Here is a 19,609-nt window from a genome sequence, read left to right as displayed (position 1 = left end):
CGGGCCGATCGGAGGCCGCATGCCCGACTCCCCCGTGCGATTCAGCCGTGACGACTGGCGCGTCATCCTCAGGCGCACCGTGCACGAGTACCGCATCAACCAGGTGCAGGACATCGCCGCCGCGCTCACGTTCTACGCGGTGCTCGCGAGCCTGCCCGCCCTCCTCGCGGCGCTCGCCGCGATCGGGGTGTTCGGCAGCGCCGAGACGGTCGTCGCGCTCGCGCTCCGCGTCGTCGAGGAGTCGGCGAGCGCGGCGACCGTCGACGCCGCGCGCGAACCGCTCGAACAGCTCCTGGATGCCTCGCACGCGGGTCTCGCATTCGCGACGGGCCTGCTCGCGGCGCTGTGGGCGACCTCGGGATACGTCGGCTCGCTCGGGCGGGGGCTCAATCGCATCTACCGGGTCGACGAGGGCCGGCCGTTCTGGGCGATGCGCCCGGCGATGCTCGCCGTGTCGGCCGTCGTGCTGCTGCTCGGGGCGATCGCGGTGGTCGGGCTCGTCATCACCGGGCCGATCGCGGCGGCGACCGCCCGGGCCCTCGGGCTCGACGAGGGCGTCGCCTTCTGGTGGGATCTCGGCAAGGTGCCGCTGCTCGCCGCGATCGGCGTCGTCGCGATCGCGCTGCTGTGCTGGGCGGCCCCCAACGTGCGGCGCCGGCACCTCCGCTGGTTCAGCGTCGGCGCGACCGGCGCCCTGCTCGCCTGGGTCGGCGTGAGCGCCCTGTTCGCGCTCTACGTGTTCGGCTTCGGCACCTACTCTCGCACCTACGGCGTGCTCGGCGGTGCGATCGCGTTCCTGCTCTGGGTGTGGCTGTCGAATCTCGCGCTGCTGTTCGGCGCGGTGCTCGACACCGAGGTCGAGCGGGCGCGCCAGCTGCGCGCGGGCATCATCGCCGAGGAGCAGGTGCAGCTGCCGCTCCGCGACGACCGGCTCATCGCGAAGAACCGCGAGCAGCGGCTCGACGACGTCCGCGCCTCGCGCCATCTCCGACTCGACTGATCGCGACCGGCCGCGTCGGCGGCCCTACCCGGGTACCGGGTCGAGACCGCTCCGCGGAGGGATGTGCACGTCGACCGGCCGTGACAGGCTGACTGGCATCATGAACGCCTCCCTGCCCGTCCTGTCGCGCACCGCGGCCGCGACCCCCGATGCCGAACGACGCCTCCGCGCGTGGGCGTGGGTCGCGGCATCCGCGCTCGCCGTCGTGCTGTTCGCGATCTCGGTGCCGCTCGCCGCGACGATCTACGGCGTGCACGTGCTCGGAGCCTTCGCGACGAGCCTCGCCCTCGCGGGGTCGCTGCCGCTCGCGATGCGCTTCCCGAAGGCGGCCGCGATCGTCGCGGTCGCGGGCATCTTCTCGTTCGCGCTGCTCTCGGCCGGTTCGGACGGGGCGCCGTGGCCGTGGGCCGCGACCACGATCGTGGGCCAGACCGCGCTGCTCTTCCTGCTCGGCATGAACGGCATGAGCTGGCGCGGCATGTTCGCCGTCTGGCTCGCCGGAGTCGTCGTGACCGCACCGTTCGCGTTCGTCGACGCCGGCGCGCTCGCGAACGCCATCGTCGCAGCGAGCATCACCGCGGTCGCGCTGCCGGTCGCGCTCCTCGTGTCGCAGCGACGCGTCATCATGCGCGAGCTCTTCCGCGAGCGCGAGGTCTCCGCCACCGAGCAGGAGCGCCGGGTGCTCGTCGAGGAGCGCAACCGCATCGCCCGCGAGCTCCACGACGTCGTCGCGCACGGGCTCTCGATCATCCACGTGCAGGCGACGAGCGCGCCGTACCGCGTCGAGGGGCTGAACGACGACGCCCGCACCGAGTTCGCCGAGATCGCCGAGTCGGCGCGCACCGCGATGACCGAGATGCGCCAGCTGCTCGGCGTGCTGCGCAGCTCCGACGCGATCGCCGAGACCGCGCCGCAGCCGGGGCTCGACGAGCTGCCGTCGCTCGTCGCCTCGGTCGAGCGCGCGGGCGTGCCGGTCACCCTCGAGCTCGGCGACCGGCTGCCCTCGGGCGGGCTCGCCGCGACCGCCGCGTTCCGCATCGTGCAGGAGGCGCTGAGCAACGTCGTGCGCCATGCGCCGGGCGCGTCGACCCACGTGTCGATCGAGGTGCTCGCCGATGAGCTCGTGGTCGGCGTCGAGAACGAGGCGGCACCCGGCCCGGCGGCCGGCCCGGGCGGCGCCGCCGACGCCCCCGGCACGGCGGGCGGCGGACACGGCCTCGTCGGCATCGACGAGCGCGCGGCACTGCTCGGCGGGCGCGCCGAGCACGGTCCCCGCCCGGGCGGCGGCTACCGTGTACTCGCGACCCTTCCGCTCGGGTCGGACGGAGGCCCGTGGTGACGATCTCGGTGCTCATCGCCGACGACCAGGCGATGGTGCGCGCCGGGTTCGCCGCCGTGCTCGGCGCCCAGCCCGGCATCGACGTCGTCGGCCAGGCCGCCGACGGCGACGAGGCGGTCGCGCTCGCCCACGAGCTGCGTCCCGACGTCGTCGTCATGGACGTGCGGATGCCGCGGCAGAACGGCATCGAGGCGACGCGCGCCCTCCAGACCCCGCCGCGCAGCTCCGACTACGTGCCGAAGGTGCTCATGCTGACGACCTTCGACATCGACGAGTACGTCTACGACGCCCTGCGGGCGGGGGCGAGCGGATTCCTGCTGAAGGACGCCACGCCCGAGGAGCTCGTCCAGGCGGTGCGCGTCGTCGCGGGCGGCGACGCGCTGCTCGCGCCGAGCGTCACCCGGCGGCTCATCGAGGACTTCGCCCGCTCGGGGCCGCCGCCGAAGCCGACGGGCAACCGGCTCGCGGCCCTCACCGAGCGCGAGCTCGAGGTGCTCACGCTCGTCGGGCGCGGCATGTCGAACTCCGAGATCGCGACGGCGCTCTTCATCGCCGAACAGACCGTCAAGACGCACGTCTCGAAGATCCTGCAGAAGCTCGGCCTCCGAGACCGCGTGCACGCCGTCGTGCTCGCCTACGACACCGGCCTCGTGACCCCCTCCGCGGGCTGAGGGGCGCGCGACGAAGGCCGTGGGTTGAGGAGGCGCGCCAGCGCCGTCTCGAAACCAGCACGCGTCTCGAAACCCGGTGACCCGGTCTCGAGAGCGGCTCACCAAGTTTCGAGACGCGTCGCCGCTCCGCGTCGGCGCTCCTCGACCAGCGGTGCGGTCGGGCCCTGCCGCGGTACCCGGGTAGGGGCCGCGAACCGCTCCCGCGGGTGATGTCCGGGCGCGAACCGCGTTCATAGCCTGCGGCCCATGACCGACACCCTCGAACGACGACCGCCCGCCAGATCCGCCCGCCCCGAGGCATCCGCCCGCCCTCGAACCGGGGTTCGACGCGACGCGAGCGTCGACGCGATCCGGGTGGTGCTGCTCGGGGCGGTGTTCCTGCTGCACGCGATGATGGTCGGCGTCGGCGTCGGCCCCGACGGCCCCGTGCTCGAGAACGCGCTCGAGCACCAGGCGTGGTTCGGGCCGGTCAGCTGGGTGGTGCAGATCATGCCGCTCTTCTTCATCGTCGGCGGCTTCTCGAGCGTCACGCACTGGCGGTCGATGCGCGCCCGCGGCGCGACGGCCCCCGAGTACGTGGTCGCGCGCATCGAACGGCTCGTGCGTCCGGCGCTCGTGCTCGTCGCGGTCGTGGCGGGCTCGCTCGTCGCCCTCTCGCTCGCGGGCGTCCCCGCCGAGATCGTCGGCATCGCGGGCTTCCGCATCGGGCAGCCGCTGTGGTTCCTCGGCGTGTACCTCGCGATCTCGGCCCTCGTGCCGGCGATGGTGCTGGCGCACGAGCGCGCACCCGTGCTCGCGCCGCTCGGACTGCTCGCGGGCGTCGTCGCGGTCGACGTGCTGCGGTTCTCGACGGGCGTCGATGCGATCGGCTACCTCAACCTGCTGCTCGTGTGGCTGCTCGTGCAGCAGCTCGGATTCCACCTCGCCGACGGCGCGCTCGACCGGCTCGCCCGCCCCACGCTCGTGGGTGTCGCCGTCGGGGCGCTCGCGCTGCTCGCGGTGCTCACCGTCGTCGGCCCGTATCCGGTCGACATGCTCGTGAACCTCAACCCGCCGACCGTCTGCCTCGTGGTGCTGGGAGTCGCGCAGCTCGCGCTGTTCCAGCTCGCGCGCCCGCGCATCCGGGCGTGGGTCGAGCGCCGGGATGCCTCGCGCGCGATCTCGTTCGCCGGCGAGCGCGCCATGACGGTGTACCTGTGGCACATGCCGGTGCTCGTCGCGCTCGCGGGCGTCGCCCTCATCGCGAACGGCACGGTCGGGATGCCGCTGCCCGAGCCGCTCTCTCCCGAGTGGTGGCTGACCAGGCCGGTCTGGCTCCTCGTCGCGGCCGCCGTCGTCATGCCCGTGGTGCTCGTGCTCGCGCGGTTCGAACGGCCGGCCGGCGGGCGCACGACCGCCCGGACCGCGCTGCCCGTCCCGGCCGTGCCGCCGGCGTGGGTGACGGGAGTCGCAGCGGTCAGCGCCGTGGCGGGCGTGGCGCTGCTGCTCGTCGCGGGATTCGGACCTCTGCCGGCCGCGCTCGCGCTCGCGCTGCTCGGATTCGCCCGATGGGTGCCGGCCCGGCGCGCGCACCGCGCTGCCCGCCGGACGATGCGGGCGACTCCGTGAGCGGTGACGCAGCGCGCGAGGCGGCCGTGTCTCCGCGAAGGGCATGGTCAAGTGGTCAGGTGGCCGCCCACGGCGTGGTCATGTGGGCAAGTGGTCGCCGGATCGAGAGTCGCTCAGCCGACGAGCATGACCCCGCCGAGCGCGATGCCCGCGACGACGAGGGTCGAGGCGGCGGCGAGCACGAAGGGCTTCGCGCCGACCCGCCGGAACATGCTGAACCGAACTCCGGTGCCGAGCGCGAACATGGCGGCCGCGAGCAGCACGGTCTGGGCGATGCCGGCACCGGCGACGACCTCGGGCGGAACGAGGCCCAGCGAACGGATCGCGACCATCACGACGAACCCGACGACGAAGAGGGGAACGAGCGGCGGCAGCTTGCCGGCGCTCTCGCCCGCAGCATCCTCGCCGGCCTTCGCGAGCGCGCGCCGGCGCTGCAGGCCGATCACGGCCATGACCGGGGCGAGCATGAGCACCCGGGCGAGCTTCACGACGACCGCGACGCCGAGGGCCGTGCCGCCGAGCGCGCCGCCGATCGCGACGACTTGGGCGACCTCGTGCACCGAGCCGCCCGCCCACATGCCCGCTTCGTCGGGCGTCAGGCCGATGAGCCCGGCGACGAACGGCACGAGCGGAATCATGAGGGTGCCGAAGATGACGACGAGGGCGACGGCGGTCACGACCTCCTCCTCCTCGGCGTCGACGACGCCGTCGACCGCGGCGACCGCGGCGGCGCCGCAGATCGAGAACCCGCAGGCGATGAGCAGGCGCTGCGTCGCCCCGATGCCGAGCCACTTGCCGATGAGCAGAGTCGCGGTGATGCCGCCGACGACGATCGCGACGACCACGACGACCACGCCGGGCCCGAGCGCGAGGATGTCGCCGACGACGAGCTGCAGCCCGAGCAGCACGATGCCGAGCCGCAGCAGCGGCTTCGCCGCGAACGCGATGCCGGGCTCGAACGCCGCGGGCAGGCGGACCGTGTTGCGCACCACGACGCCGACGACGATCGCCGTGAGCAGCGCGCTGAGCGTCGGCAGCACGAGGGTCACGGCGAGCGCGAGGCCCGCGACGACCGCGCAGAGCGCGAGCCCGGGGGCGAGGGTCGCGACGCGTGCGCCGAATCGGCGGCCTGCGCCGCGGAGTCCGGCTGGAGCGGGGGCGGTGCGCGCAGGTGGGGTGGGGCGATACATCACCTCAACGGTCGCAGCCGGCCCGGCGGCGCAGTAGCCGCGAATGCGGCATCGAGGCATATCATTCCGATATGCCGACCCGCTGGCCCGACCTCGCCGTGCTCGAACTGCTCGCGGCGATCGGCGAGCACGGCAGCCTCGGCGCCGCCGCTCGCGTGGTGGGCATGGCTCAGCCCAACGCGAGCCGTGCGATCGCGACCCTCGAACGCAACCTCGGGCTCTCGCTCGTCGACCGCCACCCGCGCGGATCCCGGCTGACCGCCGACGGCGTCGTCGTCGCCGAGCAGGCCGCCCGCCTCGTCGACGGCGCGGGCGAACTGCTCGCGACGAGCCGCGCGCTGCGCGAGCGCCACGAGGCGCGCCTCGACATCGCGGCGAGCCTCACGGTCGCCGAGTACCTGCTGCCGGCCTGGATCGCCGGGCTCCGTCATGCGCACCCCGACCTCGACGTGCGCGTGCGGGTCGAGAACTCGACCCAGGTGTTCGACCTGCTCGCCGATCGCGCCATCGACCTCGGCTTCGTCGAGTCGCCGACGGTGCCGCGCGGCCTGCACAGCCGCACCGTCGCCCGCGACCGGCTCGTCGTGGTCGTCGCGCCGTCGCATCCGTGGACGAGGCGCACCCACGTCACCTCCGACGAGCTCGCGGCGACCCCGCTCGTCAGCCGCGAGCCGGGCTCGGGCACCCGCTCGACGCTCGCCGAGGCGCTCGCGGCCGGGGCCCCGGCCGCCTCCGCCGACGCCGGCGCCGACACCGGCCGCCGTGGAGCCCCCGAGCTCGCCGCCCCGGCGATGGTGCTCTCGAGCAACGCGGCCGTCCTCATCTCCGCGGCGTCGGGCGCCGGACCGGCCGTGCTCTCCGAGCTCGCGGTGCGGCCGTGGGTCGCCCGCGGCGAACTCGTCGAGGTACCCGTCGAGGGGCTCGACCTCAGCCGGCGGCTGCGGGCAGTGTGGCGCAGCGGTGAGCCGGTCTCCGCACCCACCGCGGCACTGCTCGGGGAGCTGGGGGGCTAGGCCGCCCCGACCCGTCGCACGGAGGTGCGGGGCGCCGCACGCGCGTGCGCCCGGCGCCGCTCCGTCGGCGCTACCGCACGTCGCGACGCAGCGGCACGGCGACCGCGACCGCCGCGGCGACCGCCGCGTAGCCGAGCAGCACGAGCGCACCGATCGCGGGCGAGGTTGCGGCGGGCATCGCGACCGCGAGCTGCCCGCCGATCGCGTCGCTCAAGAAGGTGAAGTCGGTCAGCGCCGCCGTCGCACCACCGGGCAGGTACGGGTGGATGAGGTTGACGCCCGGGATGAGCAGCAGCACGTGCTCGAGGAAGTAGAAGTAGCCGAGCACGACGCCGACGGCGAGCAGCTGGTTGCGCGCCAGCGCGCCGATGGCCACGCCGAGCACCGCGTAGACCGCGGCGGCGAGCGCGAGCTGTGCGAGCATCACGGCGAGGGCGCCGGCGGGAACGCCGAGGTCGACCCCGCGCGCGACGGCCGCGACGACGAGCGCCGCACCGGTGCCGAGCCCGGCGATGACGCCGTAGGCGAGGCCCAGCCCGCCGAAGACGACGAGCTTCGCGACGAGCACCCGACCACGCCGGGGAACCGTCAGGAACGTCGTGCCGATGGTCCGGTGCCGGTACTCGCCGGTGACCGCGATCGTGCCGATGAGCGCCGGCACGAACAGCAGCAGGCCCCCCATGCCGACGACGAGCCCCACGCCCTCGGCCGTCTCGATGCCGGGCAGGGGCGGCGTCGAGTCGCCGGGGCCGGCCACGGCGAGCAGCGCGGTGAATCCGAAGCCGCAGCCGAGCGCGGTGAGCAATGCCGCGACGGGCAGGCGGGTGGCGAGCAGCTTGGCGAGTTCGCCGCGAACGAGTGCGATCACGCGTGCACCTCCATGGTGTGGGCGAGGAAGGCCGCCTCGAGGCTCGGGGCGGAGCGGGTGAAGTCGTCGAGCGGCCCCGACCAGGCGACTCGACCGCGGTCGATGAGCACGAGGTCGTCGATGCCGTGCTGCAGCTCGGTGAGCACGTGGCTCGAGAGCAGCACGGTGCCACCGCGACCGGCGAAGTCGCGGAGGAACTCGCGGAGCCAGACGATCCCGGCGGGGTCGAGGCCGTTCGAGGGCTCGTCGAGCACGAGCACCGACGGGTCCCCGAGCAGGGCCGTCGCGAGCGCGAGCCGGCGGCGCATGCCGGTCGAGTACCCGCGGATGCGCCGGTCGAGGTACTCGACGATGCCCGTCGTCGCCGCGACCTCGTCGACGCGGCGGACGTCGTGCCCACCCAGCGCGGCGTACGCCCGGAGGTGGCCGCGACCGGTCATGGCGGGGTGGGCGCCGGCCGCATCGAGGACCGCGCCCACCGTGCCGCTCGGGTCGTCGAGATCGCGGTAGGCGGACCCGCCGAAGCGCGCCGTGCCCGAATCGGGGCGGGTGAGCCCGAGCAGCATGGCGAGCGTCGTCGACTTGCCCGCGCCGTTCGGGCCGAGGAAGCCGGTGACACGACCGGGCTCGGCCGTGAACGTCGCCTCGCGCACGGCCGCGACGTCGCCGAAGCGCTTCGAGAGCCCTGCGACCTCGATCACGATGGGGTTCATGGGATTCCTTCGGTGGGATACTTCGTTCTGAGGCGAGAATGTTCACAACATGCGAATGTTCTCAGCGTGAGAATAATGGAGAGGGGCACCCGTGCGCAAGGGCTCGCCGATCGCCGACGTCGTCATGCACCCGGTGCGGCTGCGGATCATCCAGCAACTCGGCGACGACCGACGGGTGACGACCTCCGACCTGCGCAACGCGCTTCCCGACATCGCCCAGGCGACGCTGTACCGCCACGTGGCCGCGCTCGTCGACGCGGGCATCGTCGCCGTCGTCGACGAGCGACGCATCCGCGGTGCGGTGGAGCGCACCTTCGCCCTCGGCGAGCGCATGGCGCACGTCGACCACGACGAGTTGCGCGAGATGGGCGACCGCGAGCTGCAGCAGTCGTTCCTCACCTTCCTCGCCCACCTCGGCGAGGACTTCGACCGCGCGTCAGGCGGCGAGGGCTTCCGCGAGTTCCTCGGATTCGGACAGGTGCGCCTGCACGTCGGCACCGACGACCTCGCCCGCATCCAGGCGGGTCTCGGCGAGCTGCTCGCGCCCTATCTGACGCCGCCCACCGACGACACCCACGAGGCGGGCGCCCGTCGCACCGTGCTGCTCTCGACGGTGCTCATGCCGGATGCGGCCGATCAGCCGTCGCCGCTCTCCACCTCGTAGCTCGCCGACCCGGCGCTCGCCGACCCGGCGCGCGCCTGCTCGTCGGCGGCCATCCGCCCCTCCCACGAGTTCGCGACGCGCACGTCGCCGATCGCGGCCTCCCCCGCGATGGTCTCGGCGATCGTCGAGTAGGCGGGGATGAGCGCGAGGCCGGCGCCCGCGATCGCCGCGACGACGTACAGCGCGGGATGGATGCGCCGCAGTCCGCCGGCAGACTTCGCGGGCGTCCCCGTCTTCCCCGCGGCGACGGCCTCCCCCGTGAACGGCGGCGCCGAGCGGGTCGACCGCACCCGCTCGTCGGCCTGCGCGAGCTGCACCCACTCGTCGGGCGGATCCATGACGATCGAGACCGGTGCCGGCGCGGCATCCTGCATCATCACGACCACCACGCACTCGGGCTGCAGCCGCGGGATCTCGACGAGGTCGACGAGCCGGCGCGTGCGCACCTCGAACGGGCCGCCGAAGCGCGGCACCACGACCAGGTCGAGATCGCACACCGGCTGGTCGTTGATCGACATGCCCGTGCGCGAGATCGTGCGCACGCGGGCGAGGGCGAGCCGCCCCTCCGATTCGGCCCGGGCCAGTTCCTCGGCCGTCGGCGGCGGCGCGATCGCGCCGCCGAGCCCCGCACCCGCCATGCTCCGCACGGCGAGCACGATCGGCGTGAGCACGCTCAGCGCGATGACGCACGGCACGAACATGCCGACCCATGCGTCGTCTCCCGAGACGGCCCAGGCGGTCGCGCTCGCGATCACGGCCCCGAGCAGGGCGAAGCAGAGCAGTCGGATCACACGACGAACGCTACCGCCCGGCGACCCGCACACCTCGGATCCGACGCGATCGCACGGGTCCGATGCGGGTACGATGACCCCGGCCCACGATCGCGGTCATCCGGCGGATGCACCGCCGATCGCGCATCACCGTGGTGGGCTCGTCGTGGACGAATGACTGTGGGGGTCGGATGCTGCTTGCGGACGAGGATCTCGGGACGCTGCTCCTGGAGAGCAAGACGACCGCGCCGATGTTCAACCCGGCGTTCGTGAGCCGGCCCGAGCTGGTGGGCGCCCTGCGCGCGGAGCCGTCGCGGCTCGTGACGGTGACGGCGCCCGCGGGCTACGGCAAGTCGTCGTTCCTCGCCGAATGGCGGCAGGTCGAGGACCGTGCCACCGGCTGGCTCACGCTCCGCGAGGAGGACGACGACCCCGCCGCGGTCGTGCGCCTGCTCGCCCATGCGTGCGCACCGTTCGCCTCCGAGGCGAACTCGGTGTTCAGCCAGATCGCGACCACGCAGGACGGCGTGCTGGGCCGCATGGCGCCCGCGCTCGCGCTCGCGCTCTCCCGATGCGAACGCCCGTTCGTGCTCTTCATCGACGACGTGCACGTGCTCGGCGACCTCGGCTGCATCGACGTGCTCGAAGTGGCGCTGACCGGGGTGCCCGAGGGATCGCAGGTCGTGCTCGCCAGCCGCCACCAGCTCACGGGGCTCGCCCGCGGGCGAGTGGCGACGTCGGCCGCGCAGATCGGCGCCGAAGACCTGCGCATCGATCTCGTCGGCGCGGCGAAGATCGCCGAGCAGGCCGGCGCCGAGGTCACGCCCGACACGCTGAGCGACTGGGTCGACCGCTGCGACGGCTGGGCGGCCGGGCTGCACATGTGCGCCCTGCTGTCGAAGGGCGGGCCGATGTCGTCGTTCGGCGACGAGACCGCCCTCGCCGACTACCTGTACCAGGAGTGCGTGCGCGAGCTGCCCGACGACACCCGCGCGTTCCTCCTGCAGAGCTCGATCCTCGGAGCGCACATCCCCGACCTCTGCGACGCCGTGCTCGAGCGCTCCGACTCGGCGCGCCTGCTGCGCGACCTCGAGGCCCGCCAGCTCTTCGTCACCGCCGACCGCGAGCAGCGCGCGTACCGCCTGCACCCGCTGTTCCGCGAGTACCTGCAGGGCGAGCTCCACCTCGAGTCGGCCTCGTCCGTTCCGGCGCTGCACCGCAAGGCGTCGCAGTGGTTCGCCGAGCGGGGCCAGCTTCCGGCCGCGATCGACCACTCGATCTCGGCCGGCGACTTCGCCGTCGCCACGGCGCTCGTGACGGCCGCGGCGCTCGGCACCTACGAGGCCGGCCAGAGCGCGACGCTCGGCCGGTGGATCCGCGAGATCGGCGACGCCAACCTGCTCATGAACCCCTCGGCCGTCGTGGTCATCAGCTGGTTCGCCGTGCTCGCGGGCACCGACGACGACGCCCGCAAGTGGAGCACCCTCCTCGGCAGCGTGCCCGACGACGCCGAGGCCCCGGGCGTGCACGTCGGCTCGGCGAAGGCGATGATCCGGGCCATCATGATGGTCGACGGCGTCGAGCGCGCCCTCGCCGACGCCGAGTTCGCCGCCGAGGTCGAGCCCCTCGACAGTCCCTGGCGCGACCCGGCTATCCAGATCCTCGGCAGCACGCTCCTGCATGCCGGCCACGAGGCGCGCGCGGCGAAGGTGCTGACGGAGGCCATCCACCTCGCCGACGCGCGCGGCAACCCCGCGACCGTCGTCATCTGCGAGTCCGAGTTCGCCCTGGTCGCGATCGAGCGCGGCGACTGGGCGGCCGCGGAGGCGCACGTCGAGCGGGCGCTGCAGGCGATCCGCACGGGCGGCATCGACGGGTACGTCATGGCCGCCTACGCGCACGCCGCGGCCGCCTGCGTCGAGCTCAACGCCGGGCGCAGGACGTCGGCGGCGCAGTACCTCGCGATGGCGATGTCCGAGCGGCAGCGCTGCGGCAGCGCGGTGCCCCTCCTCAGCATCCCGACCCGTCTCCTGCTCGTGCGCGCACAGCTCCGGGCCGGCGACGGCGAGGCCGCCCGGATGGTCCTCGACGAGATCCCCGAACTGCTCCCGCCCGGCCTCCAGCGCGGTGCCCTGGACGCGCGGGTCGCCGCCGTGCGCGACCTGCTCGACAAGCAGGCCCGCACCGCCGAGCTGCGGTCGAAGTCGGTCGCGCTCACCGCTGCCGAGCAGCGGCTGCTGCCCTACCTCCAGACCCACCTGACCCGGGCCGAGATCGCCCAGCGGCTCTACGTGTCGCCGAACACCATCAGCACCCAGATGGCTGCGATCTTCCGCAAGCTCGGCGCCACGACCCGCTCGGAGGTCGTGCGGCGCGCCTTCGAGCTCGAGCTGCTCGGTAGCGCGTCGGCCCCGGCTGCAGACCAGTAGCGACTCCCGAGGAACCCAGCATGTCCGAACCCATCACCGTCTCGATCCGGCGCGAGGTCGACCCGGCGCGCATCTCCGAGGCGACCGCCTGGGTGCAGACCGGGGTGAACCTCGCGAACAAGTACCCCGGCTTCCTCGGCTCGGGGTGGGTGCGCGCGGGCGAGTCGTCGCAGGTGTGGCACATGCTCTACCGGTTCGCGAGCGAGGAGACGCTCGATGCGTGGGAGCGCTCGGCCGAGCGCGAGTGGTGGCTCTCGATGGGCGAGGGCTTCGTGCGCAGCGAGCGCTCGAAGCGCCGCACCGGCATCGAGGGCTGGTTCGACGACCCGGCCACCGGGTCGATTCCGGCGACGGATGCCTCGGGCGCGATCGATCTCGACGCCGCGGTGCCGTTCGCACCTCCGCGCTGGAAGCAGGCCGTCGCGATCTGGCTCGGGTTCTTCCCCGTGAACCTCGTGTTCTCGTACCTCGTCGCACCGGTGCCGGGCTTCGGCGACCTGCCGATCTGGCTGCGCGTGCTCGCGACCACGCTCGTGCTCACGCCGATCATGACCTACTGGGTGCTGCCCTGGGTCACGCGCATGCTGCACCGCTGGCTGCACAAGCAGCCGAAGCCGTCGGCCGAGTAGTGACGCAGGATGGTCTCGGACCGGGCCTCAGCGCCCGGCCGCGGCGAGCGCGAAGAGCAGTTCGTCGAGCGCCCGACGCGCCTCGTCGGGTGAGGCGAGCCCCGCGAGCCAGCGCTGGCTGAGCCCCTCGACCGTCGCGGTGAGCACGGCGGCGAGCTCGGCCGGCGCGAGCGGGCTGTCGATCGAGCCGTCGGCGATTCCGCGGAGCACGCCGATCGTCAGCTGCTCGTTCCAGTTCGTGGTCACCCGGTCGAGCTCGTCGCGCAGTCCGGCATCGACGATCGGCAATGCGGTGATCTCGTTCCAGATGAGGTTCTCGTCGCGCACGACGGGCGTCTCGTCGAACTCGGCGTGCAGGGCGCGGCGGATCGCCTGGAGCCCCGTGACGTCGCCGGCGTCGCGCAGCAGGTTGACCGACGGCGCCTCGTCGGCGGCGTACCGCAGGCACGCGCGCACGAGCGCCTCGCGGTTCGGGAAGTGGTAGTAGATGAGCTGGATCGTGACGTCGGCGGCCTCGGCGACGTCCTTCAGCGACAGCGCCTGCAGGCCGACCTCGGAGATGCGTTCTGCGGCCGCGCGGAGGATGCGCTCGCGGCCGCCCGGTCGTGCCTCAGCCACGGCCGGCTCCGGTCGGGGCGATCGCGACGCGGGTCGCGCGCTCGACGAGCGCGCGGGCGGCCTGCGTCGTCATGACGCCCGAGCGCACGCGCTGCTGCAGGCCGTCGACGAGCGCGGTGAGCGACGCGGCGAGCCGGTCGCGCGACGCCGGGTCGGTCGCGGGTGCGGCCTCGTCGATGAGCGAGGCGACCAGGGTCTCCCAGCGACCGAGCGTCGCGGCCAGCGTCGGCCTGAGCGACTCGTGGAAGACGGCCGCGCGCATGCCCTCGGCGTACATGCGATCGCCGGGTGCGAGCTCGCCGGTGACGCCGAGGTAGCACGCGAGCGCCTCGACGAGCCGCTCGATGGGGCCGCCGACGGCGTCGGGCGGCACGTAGGGCCCGCACGCGCCGAGCGCCTGTGCGAGGCCGGCTCGCAGCAGCGAGTCGCGATCCCGGAAGTGGTAGTAGATGAGCGACGTCGAGACGGCGGCCGCCTCGGCGACGGCCTCGACCCGGAACCCCTCGGTTCCCTCGCGGCACAGCACGGCGTCGGCGGCCGCGAGGATGGCCGCCCGCGTCGCCTCCGACTTCGGGCTTCCTCCGCGTCGAGACACCACTGAATTCTAGGCAACGGGTGACCGGTCGTCCGCCGGGTATTGACCATTTTTTGAAAACACCTCTAGGGTGCGTTTAACCCGTCGTCAACGTCGTCGTGCGGGGTCGTCCGCCGGCTCGCGGCGGCAACGAGTTCAAGGAGGAACGCGTGGGAACCAACAGATGGCGGCCGCGTCGGTCGCACGTCGTCGGCGCTGCGGCAGCGGTCGCGGCGCTCACCCTCACCGGCGGGCTGATGTCCGCCGCAGCCACGCCGGCGAGCGCCGGCAAGCAGCGGCCCGCCGCCGACACGGTGTTCCTCGACGGCACCGTGCTCCAGTACACGGAGCAGGGCAGGGGCTATCGCTTCGCCGATGCCGTGGTCGTCGACGACGGCGTCATCCGGTACGTCGGCAACCAGGGCCAGGCGAAGCAGTGGATCGGCTCGGGCACGAAGGTCGTCGACCTCGACGGGAAGCTGCTCATGCCCGGCCTCGGCGACGGGCACCTGCACGGTGCGCGCAAGCTGCAGTGCGACCTCGGCTACGAGGGCGGCACGATCGAGACCGTGCTCGGCAAGATCAAGGCCTGCCTCACGTCGGCCGACCAGTCGGCCCATCTCATGACCGACTACGTGCTCGAGGTGAGCAACTTCATGGGCGAGGGCATGCTGCCCGACGGCACCCGGCTCGACCGGCACGTCCTCGATCGGCTGACCGCTGCCCCCGGAACCGACGAGTTCGGCACGGGCACCACCCGACCGATCGTCGTGCGTCACATGGACGGCCACAAGGCGTACGCCAGCACGAAGGCCATCGAGAACGCCGGCATCACGGCCGAGACCCCCGACCCGACCGACGGCTTCATCGGCCGAGAGGCCGACGGCACGCCGAACGGCCAGTTCGCCGACTTCTCCGCGAACTTCGGACCGGCGCTGCCGCAGACCCCCGAGGAGTCGTACCAGCAGTTCGTCCGCAACATCCAGAAGGCGAACAGCCTCGGCATCACGCAGATCCTCCGGCCCGGCGGCAGCCGCAACGACGCGCTGCGCGCGAAGCGCCTGGCCGACGAGGGCAAGCTGACGGTGCACCTGAACCAGGCGCTCTCGGCGTCGGCCGTGCGCGGCGCCACCGACGAGCAGATCGACGAGTTCATCGCCGGCCTCGACGCGGTTCGCGCCGAGTTCGACGGCTACGCGAACCCGGCGAGCCCCGGTGAGCTCGCCATCGACACGGTCAAGATCTTCTGCGACGGCGTGCCCGAGTTCCCGGGCCAGACCGCGGCGATGGAGGACCCGTACAACGTCAACACCGGCAGCGCGGAGCACCCGCACTGGGAGCCGGGCGACAAGCGCGGCGAGGAGCCGTCGTGCGAAGACGGCGCGCTCGGGTTCTCGAAGCTCGACGCCGACGAATGGAACGTCCACGTGCACTCGCTCGGCAACCGGTCGACCCGCGTCTCGCTCGACAACTTCGAGCGCGCGGCCGACGAGAACCCGGCCTGGGACCGCCGCCACACGATCACGCACCTCGAGTTCGTCAACGACGCCGACATCCCCCGCTTCGGCGAGCTCGGCGTGATCGCGAGCATGTCGCTCCAATGGGCGCAGCGCGACGCCTGGTCGACGCAGGGCATCGAGGGGTACATCGACGACGACGTGATCGACAGCATGTACCCGGCGCGGCGCCTGCTCGACGGCGGTGCGGTCGTCGCCTCGGGCTCCGACTGGCCCGTGACCGACCTCGTTCCGTGGACGGCGATCGAGACGGCCGTCGACCGCACGGGCGAGGTCGACCCGGCCAAGGCGATCTACCCCGGCGCGCTCACCCCGGCCGAGGCGATCACGCTCATCGAGTCGGTCAAGGCGGCCACCTGGGGCGTCGCGTACCAGTTGCACGAAGAGGACGTCACGGGGTCGATCGAGGCGGGCAAGCTCGCCGACCTGATCGTGGTCGACCAGAACATCTTCGAGGTGCCGACCGAGCAGATCTCCGACACGAAGGTGCTGCTCACGATGCTGCGCGGCGAGCCGGTGTACTCCGACGCGGAGCGCCCGGTGATGTGACGTACCGACCGATCACGGGCGGCCGTGGCGACGAGCGTCGCTGCGGCCGCCCGCTCGCGTGTCGGGCCGACGCCGTCTCGACACTCTCCGCTACTCGACCGGGGTCACCACGGCATCGGCTTCTCGGGCAGGCGCTGCGAGTCGTCGGGCAGGTGGGGCAGCTCGGCGCCGCCCGCGCGGATGCACAGCCAGCGCAGCTGCTCGGTGCCGTCGGGAGCGCAGCGCCAGGTGCGCGCGACGTCCTGGCCGACGCGCACGACCGTGCCGGGTCCGACCTCGAGGACCTCGTCGTCGAGGCCCATCTGCCCGCGACCCGAGAGGAAGACGTAGAGCTCCTCGATGCGCGCGTGCGTGTGCCAGTAGCCGGCCTCCTCGCCGGGCTCGAGCGCGTTGGCGGTGAGTCCGATGTACTGCATCTCGAGGTCGTGGTCGACCACGCGCCGCCCGTCGCGCGAGCTGTCGGGGCGGAAGCCGCCGTAGTGCGAGCGCCAATCGTCGAGCGCGCCGATCTCCAGAACCTCGTATGCCGTCATACCGGCCACGCTACCGGCCGGGTCGCATGTGCCGACTCGCCGAAAAGCGTCCCTCCTCGTCGATTTCCCGACACATTCCGGCGACTCACGGCCGTGCGGCCGCGGACGACCGCGCGGCACCAACGCGAGTCGCCGGAAAATGCTGTTCGCGGCGGCGTTCAGGACGTTTTCTGGCGACTCGCGGAACCGAGGAAGGGTCGGAGAGTGACGGGGCGGGCCCGGGATGATGGGGCGGGGACGGTGGGGCCCGGGACGGTGGGGGCGCGACGACGATCAGCGCGAGGCGCCGATGCGCCGCGACAGCTCGCCGGCGGCGGCACGGACAGCGGCGGTGATCTCGTCGGCGCGCTCCGCGGCATCCGAGTCGGCCCTATAGGTGACCGCGATCGCGGCCGCCGGCCAGCCGACGTGATCGAGCACCGCGACGCCGACCGAGGCGAGGCCCTCGGTGACCTCGCCGTTCTCGCCCGCGAAGCCCGCCTCGCGCACGCCGTGCAGCACCTGCTTGAGCAGCGAGTAGCGCCATTTGCCGGATGCCTCGGGGTCGCCGCGCCAGGCGAACGCGGCGCGGTCGGGGTAGAGCGCGCGCAGCTGCGCCGGTGGCAGGGCCGCGAGCATCGCACGGCCGGTCGCCGTGAGGTGCGCGGGCAGGCGCACCCCGACGTCGGTCACGAGCGACGGGCGGCGAGGCGCGCGCTCCTCCACGAGGTAGAGCACGTCGCGGCCGTGCAGCACGGCGAGGTGGCCGCTCTCGCCGATGCGGTCGACGAGCGACGCGACGAGCGGTCCGCCGAGCCGCGCGAGCGGCTGCTGCCGGCTGAAGCCGCTCGACAGCTCGAACGCGGCGATGCCGAGCCCGTATCGCCGGCCCTCGGGCAGGTGCACGACGAAGCCGCGCTCCTGCATGACGGCGAGCAGGTGGTAGACGGTCGAGCGCGGCAGCTCGAGCGCCTGGGCGATCGTCGCGGCGGGCACCGGACCGCGCTGTGCGGCGAGGTGCGCGAGAATCGCGAGCGTCTGGTCGGCGGCCGGCACCTTCGAAGTCGCCATGCGGCAAGCGTAGCGTCCGGGATGCCAGACAGCCACCATCGAACGGGCCTCCCGCAGGCGGCATCCCCGTTGTGGAATAGCAGCATGACCAGCAACGCGACTTCGACCCCCACCGCCGTCACCGTGGGCATCGCCGGCCTGAGCATCGACGACGTCGTCGCGGTCGCTCGCCACGACGCCCCCGTCGTGCTCGACCCCGCCGCCCTCGCCGAGGTCGCCGCGAGCCGCGAGATCATCGACGGCCTCGCCGCCGACCCGAACCCGCACTACGGCATCTCGACGGGCTTCGGCGCCCTCGCCACGACCTTCATCGCCGAAGACCGCCGCGCCCAGCTGCAGGCGAGCCTCGTGCGCTCGCACGCCGCCGGCTCGGGTGCCGAGGTCGAGCGCGAGGTCGTGCGCGCCCTCATGCTCCTGCGTCTCTCGACGCTCATGACCGGCCGCACCGGCGTGCGTCGCGAGACCGCCGAGACGTACGCGGCGATCCTCAACGCCGGCATCACGCCCGTCGTGCGCGAGTACGGCTCGCTCGGCTGCTCGGGCGACCTCGCCCCGCTCGCCCACTGCGCGCTCGTCGCCATGGGCGAGGGCGACGTGCGCGACGCCTCGGGCGAGCTCACGGATGCCGCGACCGCGCTCTCGGCGGCGGGCATCACACCGGTGCGCCTCGGCGAGAAGGAGGGCCTCGCCCTCATCAACGGCACCGACGGCATGCTCGGCATGCTCGCGCTCGCCATCACCGACCTGCAGATGCTGCTCACGACGGCCGACATCTCGGCCTCGATGAGCGTCGAGGGCCTCATGGGCACCGACGCCGTGTTCGCGGCCGACCTGCAGGCGCTCCGCCCGCAGCGCGGCCAGGCGATCTCGGCCGGCAACTTCCGCAAGCTCCTCGCGGACTCGCCCATCATCCACTCGCACAAGGGCCCAGAAGACGGCCGCGTGCAGGACGCCTATTCGCTGCGCTGCGCCCCGATCGTGCACGGCGCCGCGCGCGACACGGTCGCCCACGCGATCTCGGTCGCCGAGGCCGAGCTCGCGAGCGCCGTCGACAACCCCGTGCTCACGAAGGACGGCCGCGTCGAGTCCAACGGCAACTTCCACGGCGCCCCCGTCGCGTACGTGCTCGACTTCCTCGCGATCGCGGCGGCCGACGTCGCGTCGATGAGCGAGCGTCGCACCGACCGCTTCCTCGACCGTGCCCGCAACCAGGGCCTGCCGCCCTTCCTCGCGCACGAGGTCGGCGTCGACTCGGGCCTCATGATCGCCCAGTACACCGCCGCCGGCATCGTCTCCGAGATGAAGCGCCTCGCGGTGCCCTCGTCGGTCGACTCGATCCCGTCGTCGGCGATGCAGGAGGACCACGTCTCGATGGGGTGGGCCGCCGCCCGCAAGCTTCGTCGCGCCGTCGACGGGCTCTCGCGCGTGCTCGCGATCGAGGTGCTGACCGCCGCCCGCGGCCTCGCGCTGCGCGCCCCGCTCGAGCCCGGCGCCCCCACCGGTGCCGTCGTCGCGCTCACCGAGTCGCTCGGCGCGGGCCCCGGCCCCGACCGCTTCCTGTCGCCCGAGATCGAGGCCGTCGCCGCCGCGGTTGCGAGCGGCCGCGTCGCGGCCGAGGCGGCGTCGGTCGCCGGCCGGCTCGACTGACCGGAGTCCCCGCCGACGCCGAAGGGCCGTCGTGGTCGCATCAGTTCCGGATGCGATCGCGGCGGCCCTTGTTCGTGCTCCGGGCCCGCCCTCGCACCGCCAGGGCAGCCCCACGGCGTCCGGAATCGGGTACCAAGTCTCCCCCGAAGAGGGCACGAAGCCTGTGAACCAGCCTGTTGTGCCCTCACCGGGTCGATGCGAGACTGGGATTCGTCGGCCCGGAACCG

At 73.2% G+C, this 19,609-nt stretch carries 18 protein-coding genes; 10 read left to right on the top strand and 8 right to left on the bottom strand.

Features of this window, described 5'->3' with window-relative positions; all coding sequences use genetic code 11:
- The first annotated feature begins 19 nt into the window (after nt 1–19).
- From AC3RJ6_RS08380 to AC3RJ6_RS08365, 4 genes are all read left to right on the top strand, one after another.
- Nucleotides 20–1,000, top strand: a complete 981-nt coding sequence (locus tag AC3RJ6_RS08380; protein ID WP_491426541.1) for a YihY/virulence factor BrkB family protein — start codon at nt 20–22, stop codon at nt 998–1,000.
- Between the two features lie 100 nt (nt 1,001–1,100).
- Complete coding sequence (locus AC3RJ6_RS08375; protein ID WP_491426540.1) at nt 1,101–2,339, top strand: sensor histidine kinase; 1,239 nt, start codon at nt 1,101–1,103, stop codon at nt 2,337–2,339.
- Nucleotides 2,336–3,010 (top strand): response regulator, encoded by a 675-nt coding sequence (locus AC3RJ6_RS08370; RefSeq protein ID WP_491426539.1) that lies wholly within the window; start codon nt 2,336–2,338, stop codon nt 3,008–3,010. The genes AC3RJ6_RS08375 and AC3RJ6_RS08370 overlap by 4 nt, the downstream gene beginning before the upstream one ends.
- Nucleotides 3,011–3,256: 246 nt before the next feature.
- The gene (locus AC3RJ6_RS08365) at nt 3,257–4,618 is read left to right on the top strand and encodes an acyltransferase family protein (RefSeq protein ID WP_491426537.1); all 1,362 of its coding nucleotides are present in this window, start codon (nt 3,257–3,259) and stop codon (nt 4,616–4,618) included.
- 113 nt (nt 4,619–4,731) lie between these two features.
- Here AC3RJ6_RS08365 and AC3RJ6_RS08360 read toward each other — a convergent pair whose 3' ends face one another.
- Nucleotides 4,732–5,808, bottom strand: a complete 1,077-nt coding sequence (locus AC3RJ6_RS08360; RefSeq protein ID WP_491426536.1) for a YeiH family protein — start codon at nt 5,806–5,808, stop codon at nt 4,732–4,734.
- A 71-nt stretch (nt 5,809–5,879) separates the two neighbouring features.
- Here AC3RJ6_RS08360 and AC3RJ6_RS08355 point away from each other — a divergent pair, with 71 nt between their 5' ends.
- A complete protein-coding gene (locus AC3RJ6_RS08355) occupies nt 5,880–6,821 on the top strand; it encodes a LysR family transcriptional regulator (protein ID WP_491426535.1) in 942 nt (313 codons plus the stop codon).
- 70 nt (nt 6,822–6,891) lie between these two features.
- Here AC3RJ6_RS08355 and AC3RJ6_RS08350 read toward each other — a convergent pair whose 3' ends face one another.
- A complete protein-coding gene (locus AC3RJ6_RS08350; RefSeq protein WP_491426533.1) occupies nt 6,892–7,689 on the bottom strand; it encodes an ABC transporter permease in 798 nt (265 codons plus the stop codon).
- Complete coding sequence (locus AC3RJ6_RS08345) at nt 7,686–8,402, bottom strand: ABC transporter ATP-binding protein (protein ID WP_491426532.1); 717 nt, start codon at nt 8,400–8,402, stop codon at nt 7,686–7,688. Before AC3RJ6_RS08345 ends, AC3RJ6_RS08350 begins: the two co-directional genes overlap by 4 nt.
- A 91-nt stretch (nt 8,403–8,493) precedes the next feature.
- Here AC3RJ6_RS08345 and AC3RJ6_RS08340 point away from each other — a divergent pair, with 91 nt between their 5' ends.
- On the top strand, nt 8,494–9,066 hold the full coding sequence (locus AC3RJ6_RS08340) for a helix-turn-helix domain-containing protein (protein ID WP_491426531.1): 573 nt from the start codon (nt 8,494–8,496) through the stop codon (nt 9,064–9,066).
- Here AC3RJ6_RS08340 and AC3RJ6_RS08335 read toward each other — a convergent pair.
- Entirely contained in the window at nt 9,039–9,857 is an 819-nt protein-coding gene (locus AC3RJ6_RS08335; protein ID WP_491426530.1) for a hypothetical protein, read from the bottom strand. The two genes, AC3RJ6_RS08340 and AC3RJ6_RS08335, sit on opposite strands and share 28 nt — an antisense overlap.
- Nucleotides 9,858–10,027: 170 nt before the next feature.
- Here AC3RJ6_RS08335 and AC3RJ6_RS08330 point away from each other — a divergent pair, with 170 nt between their 5' ends.
- Nucleotides 10,028–12,265 carry a winged helix-turn-helix domain-containing protein gene (locus AC3RJ6_RS08330; RefSeq protein ID WP_491426529.1) on the top strand — a complete coding sequence of 746 codons (2,238 nt, stop codon included), beginning with the start codon at nt 10,028–10,030 and terminating at the stop codon, nt 12,263–12,265.
- Between the two features lie 20 nt (nt 12,266–12,285).
- Entirely contained in the window at nt 12,286–12,894 is a 609-nt protein-coding gene (locus AC3RJ6_RS08325) for an antibiotic biosynthesis monooxygenase (protein ID WP_491426527.1), read from the top strand.
- 27 nt (nt 12,895–12,921) lie between these two features.
- Here the strand turns inward: AC3RJ6_RS08325 and AC3RJ6_RS08320 are convergent, their stop codons facing one another.
- Together AC3RJ6_RS08320 and AC3RJ6_RS08315 are read right to left on the bottom strand one after the other, a co-directional pair.
- Nucleotides 12,922–13,512 (bottom strand): TetR/AcrR family transcriptional regulator, encoded by a 591-nt coding sequence (locus AC3RJ6_RS08320; RefSeq protein ID WP_491426526.1) that lies wholly within the window; start codon nt 13,510–13,512, stop codon nt 12,922–12,924.
- Nucleotides 13,505–14,107, bottom strand: coding sequence for a TetR family transcriptional regulator (locus AC3RJ6_RS08315; RefSeq protein WP_491426525.1), 603 nt, complete (start codon nt 14,105–14,107; stop codon nt 13,505–13,507). The genes AC3RJ6_RS08320 and AC3RJ6_RS08315 overlap by 8 nt, the downstream gene beginning before the upstream one ends.
- Before the next feature lie 149 nt (nt 14,108–14,256).
- Here AC3RJ6_RS08315 and AC3RJ6_RS08310 point away from each other — a divergent pair, with 149 nt between their 5' ends.
- Nucleotides 14,257–16,152, top strand: a complete 1,896-nt coding sequence (locus tag AC3RJ6_RS08310; RefSeq protein ID WP_491426524.1) for an amidohydrolase — start codon at nt 14,257–14,259, stop codon at nt 16,150–16,152.
- A 104-nt stretch (nt 16,153–16,256) separates the two neighbouring features.
- On the opposite strand, the gene AC3RJ6_RS08305 is transcribed toward AC3RJ6_RS08310, so the two are convergent.
- Both AC3RJ6_RS08305 and AC3RJ6_RS08300 read right to left on the bottom strand, forming a co-directional pair.
- On the bottom strand, nt 16,257–16,685 hold the full coding sequence (locus tag AC3RJ6_RS08305) for a cupin domain-containing protein (protein WP_491426523.1): 429 nt from the start codon (nt 16,683–16,685) through the stop codon (nt 16,257–16,259).
- Nucleotides 16,686–16,958: 273 nt separating this feature from the next.
- Nucleotides 16,959–17,735, bottom strand: a complete 777-nt coding sequence (locus AC3RJ6_RS08300) for an IclR family transcriptional regulator (RefSeq protein ID WP_491426522.1) — start codon at nt 17,733–17,735, stop codon at nt 16,959–16,961.
- 84 nt (nt 17,736–17,819) lie between these two features.
- On the opposite strand from AC3RJ6_RS08300, the gene hutH reads away from it, so the two are divergent.
- Nucleotides 17,820–19,382 carry a histidine ammonia-lyase gene (gene hutH / locus AC3RJ6_RS08295; protein WP_491426521.1) on the top strand — a complete coding sequence of 521 codons (1,563 nt, stop codon included), beginning with the start codon at nt 17,820–17,822 and terminating at the stop codon, nt 19,380–19,382.
- Nucleotides 19,383–19,609: the final 227 nt, after the last annotated feature.

This window comes from Agromyces cucurbitae (genome assembly GCF_058349945.1).
The sequence above is the reverse complement of the archived record's forward strand: the minus strand, read 5'-3'. Positions and strand labels throughout refer to the sequence as shown.